The organism is Variovorax sp. AC194 (assembly GCF_979257995.1).
The window spans coordinates 3,933,498-3,953,787 of record NZ_OZ409823.1; the positions used below are offsets into that span (position 1 = coordinate 3,933,498).

Genomic DNA, 20,290 nt, shown 5'->3' on the forward strand with positions numbered 1-20,290 from the left:
TCTTTCGCTTCGAACGCTTACAGCGTCCGGGCGATTTCCTTGATTTCGAAGAATTCGAGCTGATCGCCTTCTTTGATGTCGTTGTAGTTCTTGAGCTTGATACCGCACTCAAAACCTTCGCGGACTTCGCGGACATCGTCCTTCATGCGCTTGATCGAGTCGACTTCGCCGGTGTAGATCACCACGTTGTCGCGCAGCAGTCGGAAATGCGCACTGCGGTTGACCGATCCCGAGGTGATGTACGAACCTGCGACCGTACCGATCTTCGAAGCCACGAACACCGTGCGGATCTCGGCCGAGCCGATGATCTCTTCGCGACGCTCCGGTGCCAGCATGCCCGACATCGCAACCTTGATCTCGTCCACGGCGTCGTAAATGATGCTGTAGTAGTTCAGTTGCACGCCGTTGTTCTCGGCCAGCTTGCGCGCACCGGAATCGGCCCGCACGTTGAAGCCGATCACGATGGCCTTGGAGGCGATTGCGAGGTTGATGTCGCTCTCGCTGATGCCGCCGACGCCGGCGTACACCATCTGCACCTTGACTTCTTCGGTCGCCAGCTTGAGCAGCGACTGGGCCAGCGCTTCCTGCGAGCCCTGCACGTCGGCCTTGATGATGATCCGCAGCGTCTGCACTTCGCCGGCCGAGAGATCGGTGAACATGTTCTGCAGGTTCGCGGCTTGGGCCTTCGCCAGCTTCGTGTTGCGGAACTTGCCGGCACGGTAGGTGGCGATTTCGCGCGCACGGCGCTCGTCGGCCATCACCATGAACTCGTCGCCCGCTTGCGGCACTTCGGTCAGACCCTGGATTTCGACCGGGATCGACGGACCCGCGGTCTTGATGGTCTTGCCGTTCTCGTCCAGCATGGCGCGCACGCGGCCATAGGTGGAACCGGCCAGCACCACGTCGCCGGTCTTGAGCGTGCCCGACTGCACCAGCACGGTGGCGACCGGGCCGCGGCCCTTGTCCAGCTGCGCTTCGATGACCAGGCCCTTGGCGGCGGCATCCACCGGCGCCTTCAGTTCCAGCACTTCGGCTTGCAGCAACACCTGCTCGAGCAGGTCGTCGATGCCCTGTCCGGTCTTGGCCGACACCGGCACGAACGGCACGTCGCCGCCGTACTCTTCGGGCACGACCTCTTCGGCCACCAGTTCCTGCTTCACGCGGTCCAGGTTGGCGTCGGGCTTGTCCACCTTGTTGATCGCGACCACGATCGGCACACCCGCCGCTTTCGCGTGCTTGATGGCTTCCTTGGTCTGGGGCATGACGCCGTCGTCGGCCGCCACCACCAGGATCACGATGTCGGTGGCCTGCGCACCGCGGGCACGCATGGCGGTGAACGCCTCGTGACCCGGGGTGTCGAGGAACGACACCATGCCGCGTTCGGTTTGCACGTGGTACGCACCGATGTGCTGCGTGATGCCGCCGGCTTCGCCCGCTGCGACCTTGGCGCGGCGGATGTAGTCCAGCAGCGAGGTCTTGCCGTGGTCGACGTGACCCATGACGGTCACGACCGGTGCGCGCGGCAGGGCTTCGGCCGTTTGCGCCGACACGTCCTCGTCGGTGAAGGCTTCCGGATCGTCCAGCGCGGCAACCACCGCGTTGTGACCCATTTCCTCCACCAGGATCATGGCGGTATCCTGGTCGAGCGACTGGTTGATGGTCGCCATCTGGCCCAGCTTCATCAATTGCTTGATGACTTCGCCGGCCTTGACGGCCATCTTGTGCGCGAGCTCGGCCACCGTGATGGTTTCGGGCACGTGCACTTCCAGGATGCGCGCCTCGACCGGTGCGGCCGGTGCGTGCTCCTCGTGACCGCCGCGGTCGTTGCCGCGACGACCGCGCGGGCCTCCGCGCCAGTTGCCGCGACCGACACCACCGCTGGCATCGCCGCGGGTCTTGATTTCCTTCTTCTTGGCAGGATCGCCCGCCCAGCTCGAGGAGAGCTTGGCCGACTTGACTTCCTTGCCGGCACCGGCTGCGGCGCCAGGGGCTGCAGCAGCACCCGGAGCGGCCGGCGCGCCGGGACGCGCTGCGGGCGCGGCCGGCTTGTGCAGCGTGCCCTTGACCGCGGCCTTTTCGGGCTGCGGCTTCTCGGGCGCCTTGTGCGGCACCAGCACGCGGGCCGGTGCATTCATCATGGCGCGGATGGCTTCGGCCTCGGCGAGGGCCTTGCGGCGACGCTCGTCCAGGTCCTTGGCGCGGGCGGCTTCCTCGTCGGCACGGGCCTTCGATTCGGCGGCGGCCTTGGCCTTCGCGTCTTCCTTGGCTTGCGTGGCGGCGGTCTGGGCGGCCAGCTTGGTATCGGCGGCTTGCTGTTCGGCGGCGGCAGCAGCAGCGGCCGCGGCGACTGCAGCAGGCGCCTCGACCGGCTTGGCGGCTTCCTTCGCGGGCGCAGTGGCGGCTTCGGCGGCAGCCTTGGCAGCCTTCTGTTCGGCGGCGACGCGCGCGGCTTCCTGCTCGGCCTGTTCGGCGCGCTCGGCCTTTTCGGCCTGCTCGCGTTCGCGGGCTTCGGCTTCTTCGCGCAGGCGCCGCTTCTCGACCAATTCTTCTTCCTGGCGGCGGATCAGTTCGGCCTGGCGGCGTGCCTCTTCCTCGCGGCGGGCCAGCTCGGCCTCGTCGACGTGGGGCGCGGCCGGCGCGGCGGCGGGCGCCTCGGCGACTTGCTGCACCGGCTCGGCCGGGTGGCCTTCGTCGCGCTGGATGAAGGTGCGCTTCTTGCGCACTTCCACCTGGATGGTGCGGGCGCGGCCGGTGGCGTCGGCCTGCTTGATCTCGCTGGTCGACTTCTTGGTCAGCGTGATCTTCTTGCGCTCGGGCTCGGCGGTGCCGTGGCTGGCTTTGAGAAAGCCGAGCAGGCGCTGCTTGTCAGCCTCGGTGAGTGCATCGGTGGGTGCCGCTTTGGGCACGCCTGCGCTCTTGAGCTGGTCAAGCAAGGTTTCGGGAGTCTTCTTGAGCTCGTTCGCGAACTCGGCGACAGTGGTACTGGACATATTGGTTTCGTGCCTCCATGACCATCACTCTTGGCCGGCGAACCAATGTTCGCGGGCTTTCAAGATGAGGGCTTTGGCGTCATCGGCGCTGTGGCCGGTGATCTCGGTGAGTTCATCGACCGCGAGGTCGGCGAGGTCGTCACGGGTGTTCACACCCGCTTCGGCCAACTTGGGAATCAGCTCGGGGTCCAGGCCTTCGAGGTCGCGCAGGTTCTGCGACACCGGCGACTGGGTCTCCACGCCCTCTTCCTTGGCGATTTCCATGGTCAGCAGCGCATCCTTGGCACGCGAGCGCAGCTCATTGATGGTGTCTTCGTCGAACGCTTCGATCTCCAGCATTTCGGAAATCGGCACATAGGCGACTTCTTCCAGGCTGTTGAAGCCTTCGGCGATCAGGATGTCGGCGATTTCTTCATCGACATCGAGCTTTTCCATGAAGAGCTTGCGGCTGGCATCCGTTTCGGTCGCCTGCTTCTGGGCCGACTCGTTGGCATCCATGATGTTGATCTTCCAGCCGGTGAGGTCGGAAGCCAGGCGCACGTTCTGGCCGCCGCGGCCGATGGCGATGGCGAGGTTTTCCTCGTCGACCACCACGTCCATGGCGTGCTTTTCTTCGTCCACCACGATCGAGGACACGTTGGCCGGGGCCAGGGCGCCGATCACGAACTGGGCCGGGTCTTCACTCCACAGCACGATGTCCACGCGCTCGCCGGCGAGCTCGTTGGTCACGGCGTTCACGCGGGTGCCGCGCACGCCGACGCAGGTGCCGATCGGATCGACGCGCTTGTCGTGCGAGAGCACGGCGATCTTGGCGCGCGAACCCGGGTCGCGGGCGCAGCTCTTGATTTCGAGGAGGCCCTGTTCGATTTCGGGCACTTCCTGGCGGAACAGCTCGATCATGAACTCGGGCGCCGAGCGCGACAGGATGATCGGCGCGCCGCGCAGCGTCAGGTCGACTTCCATGATCATGGCGCGCACGCGGTCGCCGTTGCGCAGGTTCTCCTTGGCGATCATCTCGCTGCGGCGCAGGCGCCCTTCGACGCGGCCGGCCTCCACGATGATGTCGCCCTTGTCCAGGCGCTTGACGGTGCCCACGAAGATCTTGTCGCCGCGCGACATGAAATCGTTGAGCAGCATCTCGCGCTCGGCGTCGCGGATCTTCTGCAGGATCACCTGCTTGGCGGCCATGGCGCCGATGCGGCCGATCGGCACCGAGTCCACCGCTTCTTCGATGTACTCGCCGACCTCGATGTCCGACATTTCTTCCTTGGCTTCGAACAGGAGGATTTCCTGGTCGGGCAGCTGCAGGCCGGCCTCGTCGGGAACGACGTGCCAGCGGCGGAAGGTTTCGTAGTCGCCGCTGTCGCGATCGACCGCGACGCGGATGTCCACGTCGCCCTGATGGAGCTTCTTGGTGGCTTGCGCCAGTGCGGATTCGACCGCGCCGAAGACGACGTCACGTTCGACGTTCTTCTCGCGCGAGATCGCATCCACCAACATCAACATTTCGCGATTCATGCCACCACTCCTCTGGTCAGTCCGGAACATTCGTTCCGTCGTCAATATCCGAAAAACCCGGTTGGGTTTTGGCCTTGCGGCCCTTGAAATCCACAATGGGCGCGAGCCGCGCGTCGCGCAGCTCGTCCAGCACGAAGCCCAGCGCCCGCAACGGTGCAGGCGCGCGCTTCTTGCTCACTTTTTGACCCGGCTTGGGCTCGGGCGCATCGCTCCAGACGATTTGCCAGCCCGGGGCTGAGTCAGCCCCTTCTGCCTTTTCAGCACGCTCCAGCGTGCCGCGAAATTTCTTGCGGGTGGCGGACACCTGGCCCGCCGCCGCCGCGCCCATGGGCGCCTTGAGCGTGATGTCGATCACCGCGCCCACGAAACGCTCGAAATCCTGCTCGTTGCGCAACGGCCTGTCGATACCGGGCGAGGACACCTCGAGCCGCTTGTAATCGACACCATCGACCTCGAGCGCGAACTGCAGCTGGCGCGTCACCTTCTCGCAGTCCTCGACCGTCACGAAAGGCTCCGGCACGCCTGCAGCCACAGCTTCAGAGGTGGGGGCCGTCCAGGGCAAATCAATCGTCACGCGCAGCAATCCCCCGGCCGAGCGTTCGATCTCGACCAGGTCGTAGCCAAGACCGGCCACGGTTTGTTCCACTATTTGCTGCAATGCCACGTGTTCGAAAGTGCCTTTTAAATACTCAATTCGCCGAATTCGCGATATCCGCCTCTGCGAATACGGCGAATGCCTGATGCTGAAATCACTCAGCGACGTAACGAATGATCAAGAATGCATAGACCAAAAAAAACGGGCGGTTGGTACCCGCCCGTTTGGTCGTGAGCCTCGAATTATATGCTATTCGTGTGATAAATGAAGGGGCATTGCAGCTCAGACAGTCATTGGACGACGAGATTTCGACCAGACCACTGCAAACAACACCGCCCCGAGCGCCAACGCCGCCGCCGCAACCAGCAACGGCTGCTCGAAGGAGCCGGTGCGCTGCGCCAAGGGCGCCGCGAACAGCGGCCCGATGATCTGCCCCACCCCATAGGACGCAGTGGCATAACCGATCAGCCCGGCCGCCGCATTGCCGCGCAGCCGGCGCGCCTCCCGCATCGCGAAAAGCGTGATGGCGGTGAACGGCATGCCCAACAGCAGGCTCCCCAGCGCAAAACCAACGATCGTGGGCCATGCCACGGAAAGCACCACCCCCAGCGCCTGCAACGCATAGGCGGCCGCCAGCAGCAGCCGGTTGTCCCAGTGGATGGGCGCGCGGGCGCCGATCAATGCGCCCGGAATGATGGCCGCGCCAAACAATGGCCAGAAGAAATCAGGCCACGACGATCCCGGCAGCGCCTGGCGCGCGATCACCGGCAGGAAGGTGGCCGTGATGATGTAGCCGAAGCCCGCCAGCCCATAGAGCGCGACCAGCCAGATCGCATCGCTGCGATCCGCGCCGGATGCGGTCACGCTGCTTGCGGTCACCGAGGCTTTCGCACCGCCGCCCTGCGCCGATTCACCGTCATCGAACACCCGCCAGATCACCGCGATCAGCACCACGGCCAGCAGCCCCAGGCCGATCCACCCCACCTCGGAACCCCAGCGCCCCAGCGCGCCACCGAGCAGCCCGGTCATGGCGATCCCGATGCCCGGCCCGGTGTAAACCACGCCAGCCAGCGTCGGCGAATTCGTTTCGGCCAGCCGCCGCAAACCCCAGCCCGAAGCGAACACGAAGACCCAGGCGCTCATCACACCCGCCGCCGCGCGCAGGATGCCCCAGCCCGCAAAGCTGTGGAGCAGCCCCATGCCGATCAGCAAAGCCGCGGTCGCGGCCAGCCCGCCCCGGACCATGCTCGACGCCTTGATCCCGATGGCGGCGCAGCTCACCGCCCCGAGGAAATAGCCCAGGTAATTGAGCGACGCCAGCACCCCGCCCCCGGCCAGCTCCAGTTTTCCCTCGCCCAGCATGATGGGCAGCATGGGCGTGAAGGCGAAGCGCCCGAGGCCCATCGCCACCGCCAGGGTGACCATGCAGGCCAGCGCCGCGCGCCAGGCGCCGCGGCGGTCCCGTCCGTTTACCGACATTTCTTCTTCTCTTTTCGTTCTATTCCAGCAGCGCAGCGGCCACCAGTTTCTGCGTATAGGGATGCGCGGGCGCATCGAGCACGCGCTCGACCGACCCGGTTTCGAGGATCGCCCCGTCCTTCATCACGATGACCTGGTGCGCCATGGCGCGGATCACCTCGACGTCGTGGGTGATCAAGAGGTAGCTCAGCCCGCGCTCCCGCTGCAGCCGTTGCAGCAGGCCCAGCACCTGCTTCTGAATCGTCACGTCGAGCGCGCTGGTCGGCTCGTCGAGCACCAGCAGTTGCGGATCGACGATCAGCGCGCGCGCGATCGCGAGCCGCTGCCGCTGGCCACCCGAGAACTCGTGCGGATAGCGGTCGAGCAGCGCGGGAAACTGCGCCTCGGTCAGCCCCACGTCCGCCAGCGCCGCGAGCGAACGGGCCCGGCGCGCCTTCGCGTCGAGTTCGGGCGCGTGAACGCGCAGCCCCTCCCCCACGATCTGCTCGACTGTCATGCGCGGCGAGAGCGAGGAGAACGGGTCCTGGAACACCACCTGCATCGTGCGGCGAAGGGCCAGGTCCGACGCGCGATCGACCGCCCACCGCTTGCCGTCCACCTTCAGCTCGCCCCCATGCTTGAGCAGCCCGAGCGCCGCGAGCGCCAGCGTCGACTTGCCCGAGCCCGATTCGCCGACCACGCCCAGCGTCTCGCCCGGCACGATGCGGAAATCGGCGCCCTGCACGGCAATGAATTCGCCCTTGCGGAACCAGCCGGCAAAGCCCGGCCGCGCCACGGGATAGCTCACGCGCAAGGCCTTGGCCTCGAGCACCGGCGCGGCATCGGCCCGCGCGGCCACCGCCGCCACGTCGCGCTCCGGATGGCTGTCGATCAGCTTGCGGGTGTAGGCGTGCTGCGGAGCATCGAACACGGTCGCCACGGCACCGTGCTCGACGATGTGGCCGTTCTCCATCACCGCCACGCGGTCGGCGAAACGGCGCACGAGGTTCAGGTCATGGGTGATCAGCAGCACGGCCATGCCGTACTTGCGCTGCAACTCGGCCAGCAGCTCGAGGATCTGCGCACGCACCGTGACGTCCAGCGCCGTGGTCGGCTCGTCGGCCAGCAGGAGGCGCGGCTTGCAGGCGAGCGCCATCGCGATCATGGCGCGCTGGCGCTGGCCACCCGAGAGCTGGTGCGGAAACGACCGCGCCCGCCGCGCCGGCTCGGGAATGCCGGTGTCGGCCAGCAGCTGGACGGCCGCCGCCTGCGCCGCGCGGGCCGACAGCCCCTCGTGCAACTCGAGCACCTCGGAGATCTGGTCGCCCACGCTGTAGAGCGCGTTGAGCGCGGTCATCGGCTCCTGGAAGATCATCGCGATCTCCTTGCCGCGGATGCCGCGCAGCTCGCGCTCCGGAATCGCCAGCAGGTCGCGCGCGCCCTGCGACGGCTCGGGGCCGAAGAGCCGTGCGACGCCCGCAAGATCGGCGTTCTGCACCAGCCGCAGCAGAGACAGCGCCGTGACGGTCTTGCCCGAGCCCGATTCGCCCACCAGCGCGAGTTTTTCGCCCGCGCCGATCTGGAAGTCGACGCCGTGCACGACCTCCTTGCCACCGAAGGAAACCCGCAGGCCCTTCACGTCGAGCAGGGGCTTCTTCGTTGTTGGATTCATGTCGCTCACTTGTCGGCCTTCCGCGGATCGAGCGCATCGCGCAGCGCGTCGCCCATGAAGGTCAGCAGCATGAGCGTGACGACCAGCACGCCGAAGGTGGAGAGCGAAATCCACCAGGCGTCGATGCTCGACTTGCCCTGGTTGAGCAATTCGCCCAGCGACGGCGTGCCCGGCGGCACGCCGAGGCCGAGAAAGTCGAGCGAGGTGAGCGCCAGGATCGCCGCGCTCATGCGGAACGGCAGGAAGGTGACGACGGGCACCATGCTGTTGGGCAGGATGTGGCGCCACATGATCTGCAGGTTGCTCACGCCCAGGGCGCGAGCTGCGCGCACGTAGTCCATCTGGCGGTTGCGCAGGAACTCGGCGCGCACGTAGTCGGACAGGGCCATCCAGCCGAACAGGCTCAAGAGGATCAAGAGCAGCGTCACGCTCGGCTTGAAGATGGCGCTGAAGATGATCAGCAGGTAGAGCTCGGGCATCGAGCCCCAGATCTCGATGAAGCGCTGGAACGCCAGGTCGATCCGGCCTGCGAAGTAGCCCTGCACCGCGCCGGCCGCCACGCCCAGCACGGTGCCGATGACCGTCAGCGCGAGGGCGAACAGCACGCTCACGCGAAAGCCGTAGATCAGCTGGGCCAGCAGGTCGCGGCCGCGGTCATCGGTGCCGAGCCAGTTGTCGGCCGACGGAGCGGCCGGGCTCGGCGCCTTGGCGAAATAGTTGAGCGTCTTGGCGCCATAGGTGTTGGGCGCGAAAACCGCCCAGTTGTCGCCCGCGGTGATCCGTTCGCGGATGAAGGGGTCGAGGTAGTCGGCCGGCGTTTCGAAGTCGCCACCGAAGGTCTTCTCGGAGTAGTCGCGCAGCACGGGGAAATAGGTTTGCCCCTGGTAGCGCACGACGAGCGGCTTGTCGGTGGACAGCACCTCGGCAAAGAGGCTCAGCACCACCATCAGCGTGAAGACCACCAGGCTCCAGTAACCAAGCCGGTTGCGCTTGAAGCGCATCCAGGCGCGGCGGCCGGGCGAGATGTGCGGGGCCGTCTCAGTCGAATTTGACACGCGGATCCACCCAGACGTAGCAGAGATCGGAGATCAGCTTGGTCACCAGGCCGATCAGCGTAAAGATGTAGAGGGTGCCCAGCACTACGGGGTAATCGCGCCGGATCACGCTTTCGTAGCCCAGCAGGCCTAAGCCGTCGAGCGAGAACAGCGTCTCGATGAGCAGCGACCCCGCGAAGAACGAGCCGATGAAAGCCGCCGGCAGCCCGGTGATGATGGGAATGAGCGCGTTGCGGAACACATGCTTCCAGAGCACCTGCCGCTCGCCCAGCCCCTTGGCGCGCGCGGTCAGCACGTACTGCTTGCGGATTTCCTCGAGGAACGAGTTCTTGGTCAGCATCGCCGTCACCGCGAAGCTGCCGAGCACCATGGCGGTGACAGGCAAGGTGATGTGCCAGAGGTAGTCGACGATGCGGGCGCCCCAGCTCAGTTCGTCCCAGTTCGAAGAGGTCAGCCCGCGCAGCGGAAACCATTGCAACTGCCCGCCGAAGATCACCAGCAGCGCCACGCCCAGCACAAAACCTGGAATGGCATAGCCGATCAGCACGATCAGCGTGGTGACGAGGTCGAAGCGCGAACCGGCGCGCACCGCCTTGGCCACACCCAGCGGCACGGCCACGCCGTAGCTGATGAAGAAGGTCCAGAGGCCCAGGCTGATCGACACGGGCAGCTTCTCCAGGATCAGCGTCCACACGTCCTTGTTCTGGAAGAAGCTCTTGCCCAGATCAAAACGCGCGAACTGCCCGAGCATCTGCCAGAGGCGCTCGTGCGGTGGTTTGTCGAAACCGTAGAGCGCCTTGATCTGCGCCAGGCGCTTGGGATCGACACCCTGGTTGCCCCGGTAGGAGCCGCCGCCCGATTCGAACCCGCCGCCTCCGCCGCCGACGCCCGCGGTCTTCGCTTCGGCCAGGTACTGCTCCACCGGCCCTCCGGGCACGAACTGCACCACCGCGAACGTGACCAGCAGCACGCCCAGCAGCGTGGGAATGAACAGCAGCAGCCGCTTGAGGACATAGGAGAGCATCGACGGGTTCCTTCTCTTCTATGTTCTAGGGCTTCGGCGGCCTGGCCCACCAGGTGCCCATGATCCAGCCCTCGGCGGCGGCATACGGCGGCATCGGCGCCTTGAACGCCAGGCGCCAGTCGTCGTACACGACGCGGTGCGAGCTCAGCGTCCACTGGGGAATCAGGTAGTGGCTGTGCATGATGACGCGGTCCAGCGCCCGGCAGGCGGGTAGCAGTTCGGCCTTGGTGTCGGCATCGACGATGTCCTTGAGCAAGGCATCGACCGCGGGCGTGGACACGCCCATGTAGTTGCCCGAGCTCTCCGTCTTGGCCGCCTTGCTGCCGAAGATTTCGAGCAGTTGCTGGCCCGGGTTGTTGGTGCCGGGGAAATTGATGGTGGTGATGTCGAATTCGAACCGATCGAGCCGCTCCTGGTAGAGCGCGAAATCGACGGACGAGAAATTGAGCGCGATGCCCAGCTTCTCGAGATTGCGCACCCACGGCGACACCGTGCGCACGCCGCCTTCCCTGCTGTCCAGGTACTCCAGCGTCATGGCCTCGCCCTTGGCGTTGCGCAGCGCGCCGTCGCGGTATTCCCAGCCGGCTTGCTTGAGCAGTTCGCGCGCGCGGCGCAGGTTGTTGCGCAGCGACTGGTCCGCGCCCTCGGTCGTGGGCGGCGCGTACATCGGCCCGAAGCTTGCGTCGGGAATCTTGCCGCGCCAACGTTCGAGCAGGGCTTTTTCTTCTGGAGAAGGCAGACCTTGCGCTTCGCAGTCGGTGTTGCCGAACAGGTCCTTCACGCGTGGATAGCCGCCGTAGAACATCTGGCGGTTCATCCACTCGTAGTCCAGCGCCAGCCCGAGCGCCTCGCGCACGCGCGGGTCCTTGAGCTTGTCCCGCCGGCTGTTGAGCACGTAGCTCTGGAAGCCCGCAGGCTTCTTGTGCTGGAACTCGTGCTTGATGAGCTCGCCGGTGTCGAAGCGCTTGCCGGTCACCCGCCGCGCCCAGTCGCCGGCCGAGTAGAAGCTCATCATGTCGAACTCGCCGGCCTTCAATGCCTCCAGGCGCGCCGTGTTGTCCTTGTAGATCTTGACGGTGATGCGGTCGAAGTTGTAGCTGCCGCGGTTCACCGCGAGGTTGCGGCCCCAGTAGCCGGGGTCGCGCACGTAGGTGATGTCTTTGCCGAAGCGCACGGGCCCGATTCTGTAGGGGCCGCTGCCGATGGGGACGTCCATCACCACCTGGTCGAAGGGCTTGGCCTTGCCGTTCTCCATGCCCCAGTCGCGGCTGAAGACCGGCAGGCTGCCCACGGTGAGCGGCAGTTCGCGGTTCGGCGTCTTGAAGCGAAAGCGGATGGTGCGCGCGTCGATCACGTCGGCGCCCTCGACCTCCTGCAGCAGCGTCTTGTAGCCCGGCGCGGTGAAGGGGCCGATCAGCGTGTCGTAGCTGTGCTTCACATCGGCCGCCTCGACCGGCTTGCCGTTGTGGAATTTGGCCTCGGGCCGCAGGCGAAAGGTCACGCTGCGGCGGTCGGGCGCGACCGCGATGTCCTCGGCGAGCAACCCGTAGCCCGAGGCGGTTTCGTCCATGGAGCCGGCCAGCAGCGTCTCGAAGATGAGGCTGTCCAGGTAGGCCGGTGCCGAGCCCTTGATGGTGAACGGGTTGTACTTGTCGAAGGTGGAAACGCGCAGGTTGCTCACCAGACGCAGCTCGCCGCCCTTGGGCGCGTCGGGGTTGACGTAGTCGAAGGCGGTGAAGCCGGGGGCGTACTTCAGGTCGTCCCAGAGTGCATAGCCATGCGCCGCCCACGCGGGCGCCGCACACACCAACAACCACCAGACCCGAAGAAACCGCATGCGAGAATTCTGCCCAAGATTTTCACGAGGCAATTTCATGAGCTTTCTTTCCGGCAAAAAACTGTTGATCACCGGCGTGTTGAGCAATCGCTCGATCGCTTACGGCATCGCCAAGGCGTGCCACGAACAAGGTGCGGAGCTCGCCTTCAGTTATGTCGGCGAACGATTCAAGGACCGTATCACCGAATATGCCGCAGACTTCGGCTCGAGCCTGATTTTTGATTGCGACGTGGGCGACGACGCCCAGATCGACAAGCTCTTCGCCGACCTCGCCCAGACCTGGCCGAAGTTCGACGGCTTCGTGCACAGCATCGGCTTCGCCCCGCGCGAAGCCATCGCCGGCGACTTCCTCGATGGCCTCTCGCGCGAAGGCTTCCGCATCGCGCACGACATCAGCGCCTACAGCTTCCCGGCGATGGCCAAGGCGGCCCTGCCCTACCTGAACGACAAGTCGGCCCTGCTCACGCTGACCTACCTGGGCGCCGAGCGGGCGCTGCCCAACTACAACACCATGGGCCTGGCCAAGGCCTCGCTCGAAGCCTCGGTGCGCTACACCGCCTCGTCGCTGGGCCCCAAGGGCATGCGCGTGAACGGCATCAGCGCCGGCCCCATCAAGACGCTGGCCGCGAGCGGCATCAAAGGCTTCGGCAAGATGCTGGCCGCCGTGGCCGACGCCTCGCCGATCCGCCGCAACGTGACGATCGAGGAAGTGGGCAACGTCGCCGCCTTCCTGCTGAGCGACCTGGCCAGCGGCGTGACGGCCGAGATCACCTACGTGGACGGCGGCTTCAGCAACGTCGTCGGGGGCATGGCGGAGTAAGCCTGCCTTCTGTCCGAAGGACAGCGGCGATCGTCGAACGGTCGCTGGCCGCTACCCATTGAATGGCATCGTGCTGAATCGACGTTCCCTCCTGCTCGCGGCTCTGGGCGCGGCCCTGACCGCTCCGGCGCTCGCGCGCAATGCCGCGCCTTCGCTGATGCTGGCCGACGTCTACCGCCCCGGAATGTCGCTGGCCGACTACTGGGTCAGCGAAAAGTACGACGGCGTGCGCGGCTACTGGGACGGCAAGCAGCTCTGGACACGCGGCGGCGAGCCGGTCGCGGCGCCCGCGTGGTTCATCGCGTCGCTGCCGAGGCAACCGCTCGACGGCGAGTTGTGGGCCGGCCGCGGGCGCTTTGCGCACGCGGTGTCCACGGTGCGCAGCCAGACGCCGAACGACGTCGCCTGGCGCGAGATGCGTTTCATGGTGTTCGACATGCCGGCCCAGCCCGGCGACTTCACGACGCGCCTGGCGGCCTTGCGCAAACTGCTGCCGATCACCGATGCGCCGTGGGTCACCCTCGTGCCGCAGGAGCGCGCCACCACCGAGGCCGAGCTGCAGGCCCTGCTCGAAAAGACGGTGAAGATGGGCGGCGAAGGCCTGGTGCTGCACCGCGGCGGCTCGCTCTACCGCGGCGAGCGCAACCACGACCTGCTCAAGTTCAAGCCCTACGACGATGCCGAGGCCCGCGTGGTCGGTCACATGACCGGCAAGGGCCGCAACAGCGCGCGGCTCGGCGCGCTGATCGTCGAGACGCCCGAGGGCAAGCGCTTTCGCATCGGCAGCGGCCTGACCGACGCCGACCGCGAGCACCCGCCCGCCATCGGCAGCTGGGTCACCTACCGCTTCAACGGCACGAATGCCAGCGGCCTGCCCCGGTTCGCGCGCTTCATGCGGGTGCGCGAAGACGCCCCGCACTCCTGAACGACATCAGCCGGCCCTGCGCACGCAGTCGGCGTAGTAGCGCTTCTTGCCCGTCTCGTCGACGCGCGCCACGAGGCCGTGGATGTCGGTCTCGAAGCCCGGGCACTGCAGGTTGAATTCGCGCGAGAACTTCAGGTAGTCGACGATCTTCTTGTTGAACACTTCGCCCGGAATCAGGAGCGGAATGCCCGGCGGGTACGGCGTGATCAGGCTGGTCGTGATGCGGCCTTCGAGCTCGTCGATCTCCACGCGCTCGGTCTTGCGGTGCGCGATGTGGGCGAAGGCGTCGCTCGGCTTCATGGCCGGCGTGAGGTCGCTCAGATACATCTCGGTGGTCAGGCGCGCCACGTCGTAGCGGGCGTAGAGCTGGTGGATGTGCTGGCACAGGTCGCGCAGGCCCAGGCGCTCGTAGCCCGGGTGCTGCTGGCAGAACTCGGGAAGGATTCGCCACATCGGCTGGTTGCGCGCGTAGTCGTCCTTGAACTGCTGCAGCGCCGTGAGCAGCGTGTTCCAGCGGCCCTTGGTGATGCCGATGGTGAACATGATGAAGAAGCTGTAGAGGCCCGTCTTCTCCACGATCACGCCGTGCTCGGCGAGGAACTTGGTCACCACGCTCGCGGGAATGCCGGTCTCGGCGAAGTTGCCTTCCAGGTCGAGGCCGGGCGTCACGATGGTCGACTTGATCGGGTCGAGCATGTTGAAGCCGTCGGCCAGGTCGCCGAAGCCGTGCCAATTGCGCGGCGTGTTCTTGTTCTTGCCGCGCTTGGAGGTCTGGCCTTCCTTCTCGCCCTTCATGATCCAGTCGTCGGCGCGGCCGATGCCTTCGTCGACAAGCTTCTCGGGGCCCCAGACCTTGAACCACCACTCGTCCTTGCCGAACTCTTCCTCGACCTTGCGCATGGCGCGGCGGAAGTCGAGCGCCTCCAGGATGCTTTCCTCCACCAGCGCGGTGCCGCCGGGCGGCTCCATCATGGCGGCGGCCACGTCGCAGCTGGCGATGATCGCGTACTGCGGGCTGGTGGACGAGTGCATCAGGTAGGCCTCGTTGAAGAGGTCGCGGTCGAGCGCGCGGTTCTGCGAGTCCTGCACCAGCACGTGGCTGGCCTGGCTGATGCCGGCCAGCAGCTTGTGGGTGGACTGCGTGGCGAACACCAGCGAATCCTTGGGCCGCACGCGGCGCTTGCCCATCGCGTGGTAGGCGCCGTAGAACGGGTGGAAGGCGGCGTGCGGCAGCCAGGCCTCGTCGAAGTGCAGCGTGTCGACGTAGCCGTCGAGCATGTTCTTGATGGTCTCGGTGTTGTAGATCACGCCGTCGTAGGTCGACTGGGTGAGCGTCATCACGCGCGGCTTGACCTTCTCGTGGTCCACGTCGGCCAAGAGCGGATTGGCCTTGATCTTGGCCTTGATGGCGCTCTGCTCGAACTCGCTCTTGGGGATCGGGCCGATGATGCCGAAGTGATTGCGCGTGGGCTTCATGAACACGGGAATCGCGCCGGTCATGATGATCGCGTGCAGGATCGACTTGTGGCAGTTGCGGTCCACCACCACCACGTCGTCGGGCGCCACCGTGTGGTGCCACACCATCTTGTTGCTGGTGCTGGTGCCGTTGGTCACGAAGAAGCAATGGTCGGCATTGAAGATGCGCGCGGCATTGCGCTCGCTGGCCGCCACCGGGCCGGTGTGGTCGAGCAGCTGGCCCAGTTCTTCCACCGCGTTGCAGACGTCGGCGCGCAGCATGTTCTCGCCGAAGAACTGGTGGAACATGCGGCCCACCGGGCTCTTGAGAAACGCCACGCCGCCCGAGTGGCCGGGGCAATGCCAGGAGTACGAGCCGTCTTCCGCGTAATCGATCAGCGCCCTGAAGAACGGCGGCTGCACGCCTTCCAGATAGCTCTTGGCCTCGCGGATGATGTGGCGCGCCACGAACTCCGGCGTGTCCTCGAACATGTGGATGAAGCCGTGCAGCTCCCGCAGGATGTCGTTGGGGATGTGGCGCGCGGTCTTGGTCTCGCCGTAGATGTAGATGGGCACGTCCGCGTTCTTGCGCCGCACCTCGCCGATGAAGGTGCGCAGGTTCAGCACGGCCGGATCGAGGTCGGGGCCGACGGTGAACTCCTCGTCGTCGATCGACAGGATGAAGGCGCTGGCACGGCTTTGCTGCTGCGCGAACTGGCTCAGGTCGCCGTAGCTGGTGACGCCCAGCACCTCGAAGCCCTCGCTTTCGAAGGCCTGCGCGAGCGCGCGAATGCCGAGGCCCGAGGTGTTTTCGGAGCGGAAGTCCTCGTCGATGATGACGATGGGAAAGCGGAATTTCATGAGCGGGGCTCCGGACAGGCAATGAGGCGCGAAGTGTACGGAATTCAGATGAAGGATTTGGTCAGCCTCGTGCAAGACATTCGAGCGATGGCGGCATGAGGCACGCCCCTGGCGCCAGTACCCCTACGTGGGGCAAGCGCTTGGCGCCGTATGCCTCAGAATGGCGCGCATCGAACAAGCAAAAAAGAGGAGTTGTCATGGCGAATTCCACCATCTGGTGGCTGATCGCGGGCGCCGCCATCGTGGTCGAGCTGCTCTCGGGCACGGTGTACCTGCTGCTGCTGGCGGCCGGCTTCGCAGCCGCGGCAATCGCCGCGCACCTGGGCTTCGGAACCATCACCCAATTGATCGTCGCGGCCGTGATCGGCGTGGGTGCCGTGCTGGTCTGGTACTCGGTCCAGCGCAAGCGTCCGCGGGCCGCGGCCGCCGGCACCAACCGTGACGTGAACCTGGACATCGGTGAGAGCGTGCATGTCGATGCATGGAACCCTGACGGCACCGCCACCGTGCGCTATCGCGGTGCCCAATGGACCGTCGTGCAGCGCGCGGGCCATGCGCCCTCCACGGGCGAGCACCGCGTGGTCGAGGTGGTCGGCAGCCGCCTCGTCGTCGACAAGATCTAGTCAACAGAACAAAGCTTAGAAAAGGAAGAGCACCATGGAATTCTCGGTCCCCCTCATCATCCTGGTCATTGCGATCATCTTCATCAGCCAGTCGGTCAAGTTCGTGCCGCAGCAGAACGCCTGGGTGCGCGAGCGCCTGGGCAAGTACCACGGCACCATGACGCCAGGGCCCAATTTCCTGATCCCGTTCATCGACCGGGTGGCCTACAAGCACAGCCTGAAGGAAATCCCGCTCGATGTGCCGAGCCAGATCTGCATCACGCGCGACAACACGCAGCTGCAGGTCGACGGCATCCTCTACTTCCAGGTGACCGACCCGATGCGCGCGAGCTACGGCTCGTCGAACTACATCGTGGCCGTGACGCAGCTGGCGCAAACGTCGCTGCGCAGCGTGATCGGCAAGCTCGAGCTCGACAAGACCTTCGAGGAACGCGACGTCATCAACGCCCAGGTGGTGGCCGCGATCGACGAGGCTGCGCTCAACTGGGGCGTGAAGGTGCTGCGCTACGAAATCAAGGACCTGACGCCGCCCAAAGAAATCCTCCTGGCCATGCAAGCGCAGATCACCGCCGAGCGCGGCAAGCGCGCGCTGATCGCGGCCTCGGAAGGCCGCCGCCAGGAGCAGATCAACATCGCCACCGGCGAGCGCGAGGCCTTCATCGCCCGCTCCGAAGGCGAGAAGCAGGCGCAGATCAACAACGCCCAGGGCGAAGCCGCCGCCATCACGGCCGTGGCCACCGCGACGGCGGACGCCATCGAGCGCGTGGCCGCCGCCATCCAGCAGCCCGGCGGCGAACAGGCCGTGCAGCTGAAGGTGGCCGAGCGCGCAGTCGATGCCTACGGCAAGGTCGCGGCCGATTCCAAGACCACGCTGATCGTGCCGAGCAACATGAGCGAGACCGCGGCGCTCATCGCCTCGGCGATGCGCATGGTTCAGGCCGGCAAGCCGTCGAATCCGAGCTGAGCGACTGCTATAATCGTGGGCTCAGGAGCGGTGGATGAGCGGTTTAAGTCGCACGCCTGGAAAGCGTGTGAGGGTTAATAGCCCTCCGCGGGTTCGAATCCCGCCTGCTCCGCCAGAGATTGATTGTTCGTAACCGTTCACGAACATGCAGAGAGACAGCAAGAAGCCCAAGTCGCCACAAGCACTTGGGCTTTTTTGTCGTCCAGGGTGTCATATGACACGTTGCTTCACTGCAACTGGGGTCAAGGCTGCGGGCGCATTCGTCTGGCGGTACGATCCAAAGGTTTTACTTTTTCAAAGCCGGCAAGAGCCGCAAAAGGAGCCTCGATGGCTGGACAGACCCAAACCGCGCCGCGTGGCAAGACCCCCCTGGACAAGACGCTTCAAAAGAGCGAAGAAGTCGCCGCCGATGTGCAACGGGCATCGGACAACCTCGCCGTGGTGAGCACGGTGCTCGAGCAGGAACTGCCCGACGAGATCCAGGTCGGCGAAGTGGCGCAGGCCATCGAGCACACCAGCCAGCTCGAAGAGAAGCTGGCCAGGTCGGCGGAAAAACTGGCCGAGGTGAACGCAGCGCTGAGCGAGGAAATCGAGAAGCGCATCGAGGCGACGGCCGAGCGCGACGAAAGCCAGGCGCTGGCCGAGAAGCTCAAGGCCAAGATCCGCGCCAACGGCTCGGACTGAACGGGCGACAGAACAACGTTCCCTCGGTCCGTCTCCCTTCTCCTACGCTGCGACCGCGTTCGGCACGCTACGCTATTGGTTCTCAAAGCGAAACCAAGGCATGTCCCTCATCACGTTCCTCGTCGAGGACAACAAGACCATCAGAGACAACCTGGTCCCGGCACTGGAGGATCTGGTCAATGGACATGTGGTCGGATTTGCCGAAACGGAGTCGGATGCGCTGGCGTGGCTGGCGGCCCACCCGAATGACTGGCAACTGTTGATCGTCGACCTGTTCCTCAAGGAAGGCTCCGGCCTGGGCGTGCTGGCCGGCTGCAAGGCCCGCTCGGCGGGCCAGCGCGTCGTTGTGCTGAGCAACTACGTGACCGTGGACATCCGGGCCCGCTGCCAGGCGCTGGGGGCCGACGCGGTGTTCGACAAGTCGCGCGACCTCGATGCCTTCATCGAGTACTGCAACACCGACCGCCCCTCGGGCCTCGCCGCACTCTGACGACGTCGTGGTCGCGCTCGCGGCGCACCATGAAAAAAGGGCCCGAAGGCCCTTTTCTTTTTAGCCGGCAAGCCGCGCAAATTTGCGCGACTGCCAATGCGCTTCAGCGCACCACGGCGATCTGCGTGCGCACGCCACCCTTGTACGTGAACAAGGTCAGCGCGCCGTTCTTGATGTCGCCCTTTTCGTCGAAGGCGATCGGGCCGGTCACGCCCTTGTATTGCAGCTTGCCGATTTCAGGCAGGTACTTTTCCGGCTCCGACGAACCGGCCTTGACCATGGCTTCGGCCAGCACGTTGACCGCGTCATAGACGTACGGTGCATAGATCTGCACTTCGACGCCGTTCTTGGTCTTGAAGCGGGCCTTGAAGTCTTCCAGCGGCTGCTTGAAGTCGCCGTCGACACCGCCGGCTTCGGCGCACACCACCATGTCTTCGCCGATGGCATCGCCAGCCAGCTTCGGCAGTTCGCCGGTGCACAGGCCGTCGCCGCCCATGAACTTGACGTTCAGGCCGAGTTGCTTGACCTGCTTGAGCATCGGGCCGCCAACGGCGTCCATGCCGCCGAAGAACAGGACGTCGGGCTTGGCAGCCTTGAGCTTGGTCAGGATGGCGTTGAAGTCGGTCGACTTGTCGGTGGTGAATTCGTGGCCCACGATGGTGCCGCCGGCGGCCTTGGCGGCCTTCTCGAATTCTTCGGCAACGCCTTGGCCGTAGGCCGTGCGGTCGTCGATCACGGCAATGTTCTTGCCCTTGAGCGTGTCGACGGCGTACTTGCCGAGCGTGCCGCCCAGTTGCGTGTCGTCAGCCACCACGCGGAACGTGGTCTTGAAGCCCTGGCGCGTGTACTTGGGGTTGGTTGCCGACGGCGAGACCTGCGGAATGCCGGCGTCGCTGTAGAGCTTGGAGGCGGGAATGGTGGTGCCCGAATTCAGGTGGCCGACCACGCCGTTGACCTTTTCGTCGACCAGCTTCTGCGCAACGGCCGTGCCTTGCTTCGGATCGCCGGCATCGTCTTCAGGCACCAGCACGAACTTGGCAACCTTGTCGCCGATCTTGAGGCCCTTTGCATTCAGGTCTTCGATGGCCATCTTGGCGCCGAACTCGTTGTCCTTGCCGAGGTGGGCAATGGGACCGCTGGTCGGGCCGACGTGACCGATCTTCACGACCAGTGCATCGGCAGGAGGTGCTGCGGGTGCGGGGGCAGCCGCCGTGGGCGCCGGCGTTGCAGCGGGTGCAGCAGCTTCTTCTTTCTTGCCGCAAGCCACCAGCGTGAGTGCAGCCAGTGCGACCGCAGTCCATTTCAATTGCATGGGAAAC

The 20,290-nt window shown here is 65.5% G+C and carries 16 protein-coding genes and 1 tRNA gene; 7 read left to right on the plus strand and 10 right to left on the minus strand.

The features are described 5' to 3' along the window. Window positions 1-17 precede the first annotated feature (17 nt). The 8 genes from infB to ACZYRS_RS18775 all read right to left on the minus strand — a co-directional run bounded on the left by infB (window position 18) and on the right by ACZYRS_RS18775 (window position 12,149). On the minus strand, window positions 18-2,990 hold the full coding sequence (infB, locus tag ACZYRS_RS18740; RefSeq protein WP_463420464.1) for a translation initiation factor IF-2: 2,973 nt from the start codon (window positions 2,988-2,990) through the stop codon (window positions 18-20). A 24-nt stretch (window positions 2,991-3,014) separates the two neighbouring features. Further along, window positions 3,015-4,508, minus strand: coding sequence for a transcription termination factor NusA (gene nusA, locus ACZYRS_RS18745; RefSeq protein ID WP_198784016.1), 1,494 nt, complete (start codon window positions 4,506-4,508; stop codon window positions 3,015-3,017). Between the two features lie 16 nt (window positions 4,509-4,524). Further along, window positions 4,525-5,172 (minus strand): ribosome maturation factor RimP, encoded by a 648-nt coding sequence (rimP, locus tag ACZYRS_RS18750; RefSeq protein ID WP_463420465.1) that lies wholly within the window; start codon window positions 5,170-5,172, stop codon window positions 4,525-4,527. A gap of 213 nt (window positions 5,173-5,385) precedes the next feature. After that, entirely contained in the window at window positions 5,386-6,582 is a 1,197-nt protein-coding gene (locus ACZYRS_RS18755; protein ID WP_463420466.1) for a YbfB/YjiJ family MFS transporter, read from the minus strand. Between the two features lie 19 nt (window positions 6,583-6,601). Next, window positions 6,602-8,233: an ABC transporter ATP-binding protein gene (locus ACZYRS_RS18760; RefSeq protein ID WP_463420467.1), complete on the minus strand. Its 1,632-nt coding sequence runs from the start codon at window positions 8,231-8,233 to the stop codon at window positions 6,602-6,604. A gap of 5 nt (window positions 8,234-8,238) precedes the next feature. After that, window positions 8,239-9,288 carry an ABC transporter permease gene (locus ACZYRS_RS18765; RefSeq protein WP_463420468.1) on the minus strand — a complete coding sequence of 350 codons (1,050 nt, stop codon included), beginning with the start codon at window positions 9,286-9,288 and terminating at the stop codon, window positions 8,239-8,241. Next, on the minus strand, window positions 9,272-10,312 hold the full coding sequence (locus ACZYRS_RS18770; protein ID WP_198784021.1) for a microcin C ABC transporter permease YejB: 1,041 nt from the start codon (window positions 10,310-10,312) through the stop codon (window positions 9,272-9,274). The genes ACZYRS_RS18765 and ACZYRS_RS18770 overlap by 17 nt, the downstream gene beginning before the upstream one ends. 25 nt (window positions 10,313-10,337) lie before the next feature. Continuing rightward, on the minus strand, window positions 10,338-12,149 hold the full coding sequence (locus ACZYRS_RS18775; protein ID WP_463420469.1) for an extracellular solute-binding protein: 1,812 nt from the start codon (window positions 12,147-12,149) through the stop codon (window positions 10,338-10,340). A gap of 37 nt (window positions 12,150-12,186) precedes the next feature. Here ACZYRS_RS18775 and fabI point away from each other — a divergent pair, with 37 nt between their 5' ends. Both fabI and ACZYRS_RS18785 read left to right on the plus strand, forming a co-directional pair. Further along, complete coding sequence (gene fabI / locus ACZYRS_RS18780) at window positions 12,187-12,969, plus strand: enoyl-ACP reductase FabI (protein ID WP_463420470.1); 783 nt, start codon at window positions 12,187-12,189, stop codon at window positions 12,967-12,969. Window positions 12,970-13,039: 70 nt separating this feature from the next. Then, window positions 13,040-13,894 (plus strand): DNA ligase, encoded by an 855-nt coding sequence (locus ACZYRS_RS18785; protein WP_463420471.1) that lies wholly within the window; start codon window positions 13,040-13,042, stop codon window positions 13,892-13,894. A gap of 6 nt (window positions 13,895-13,900) precedes the next feature. On the opposite strand, the gene ACZYRS_RS18790 is transcribed toward ACZYRS_RS18785, so the two are convergent. After that, a complete protein-coding gene (locus ACZYRS_RS18790; protein WP_198784025.1) occupies window positions 13,901-16,210 on the minus strand; it encodes an Orn/Lys/Arg family decarboxylase in 2,310 nt (769 codons plus the stop codon). A gap of 197 nt (window positions 16,211-16,407) precedes the next feature. On the opposite strand from ACZYRS_RS18790, the gene ACZYRS_RS18795 reads away from it, so the two are divergent. The 5 genes from ACZYRS_RS18795 (at window position 16,408) to ACZYRS_RS18815 (ending at window position 18,971) form a co-directional block, all read left to right on the plus strand. Next, window positions 16,408-16,833 carry an NfeD family protein gene (locus ACZYRS_RS18795; RefSeq protein ID WP_463420472.1) on the plus strand — a complete coding sequence of 142 codons (426 nt, stop codon included), beginning with the start codon at window positions 16,408-16,410 and terminating at the stop codon, window positions 16,831-16,833. Between the two features lie 34 nt (window positions 16,834-16,867). Continuing rightward, window positions 16,868-17,797: an SPFH domain-containing protein gene (locus tag ACZYRS_RS18800; RefSeq protein ID WP_042579791.1), complete on the plus strand. Its 930-nt coding sequence runs from the start codon at window positions 16,868-16,870 to the stop codon at window positions 17,795-17,797. A gap of 24 nt (window positions 17,798-17,821) precedes the next feature. Further along, window positions 17,822-17,912 (plus strand) — tRNA-Ser (locus tag ACZYRS_RS18805). 212 nt (window positions 17,913-18,124) lie between these two features. Then, window positions 18,125-18,481, plus strand: a complete 357-nt coding sequence (locus ACZYRS_RS18810) for a hypothetical protein (protein WP_463420473.1) — start codon at window positions 18,125-18,127, stop codon at window positions 18,479-18,481. A gap of 100 nt (window positions 18,482-18,581) precedes the next feature. Further along, window positions 18,582-18,971 (plus strand): response regulator, encoded by a 390-nt coding sequence (locus ACZYRS_RS18815; protein ID WP_198784028.1) that lies wholly within the window; start codon window positions 18,582-18,584, stop codon window positions 18,969-18,971. Window positions 18,972-19,074: 103 nt separating this feature from the next. Here ACZYRS_RS18815 and ACZYRS_RS18820 read toward each other — a convergent pair whose 3' ends face one another. After that, window positions 19,075-20,283 carry a branched-chain amino acid ABC transporter substrate-binding protein gene (locus ACZYRS_RS18820; protein WP_198784029.1) on the minus strand — a complete coding sequence of 403 codons (1,209 nt, stop codon included), beginning with the start codon at window positions 20,281-20,283 and terminating at the stop codon, window positions 19,075-19,077. Window positions 20,284-20,290 lie beyond the last annotated feature (7 nt).